The 315-nt window shown below is 61.6% G+C and carries 1 protein-coding gene; it reads right to left on the bottom strand.

Going from position 1 to position 315, the window contains the following annotated elements:
* Nucleotides 1-315, bottom strand: a 315-nt coding sequence (locus tag CVH10_RS19155; RefSeq protein ID WP_146143092.1) for a Dps family protein, incomplete at both ends; no start/stop codon positions are given.

Below are 315 nucleotides of genomic sequence, written 5' to 3' on the forward strand. Positions count from 1 at the left end.
CTTATGGGGCGCATCATTGTCGATGACCGTCAGCTCGCGGAATGAGGCGTTACCCGTTGGGGCAAGTTTGCCCAGCGCCCTGATGCGCTCGGCGATCGCGTCGGCCGCTTCGTGGAGCTCCTGATACTGCGCCTCGGTCATGTTGTGCAAACCGTAGAAGCTGGACCCCTGGACGTTCCAATGAACCCCGAGGGTCTTGGCATACAGGGTATAGCTGTCGGCAGTCGCCTTGGTCAGTGCCTCGGCTACCTGATCGCGAGCGCTGCTCTCGACGCTGGTGTTCAGTGCCGTGCCATCGCTTTCAACGCGTTCGGC

The sequence above is a fragment of the Halomonas sp. ND22Bw genome, assembly GCF_003011945.1.
GTDB classification, from domain to species: Bacteria; Pseudomonadota; Gammaproteobacteria; order Pseudomonadales; family Halomonadaceae; genus Halomonas; species Halomonas halophila.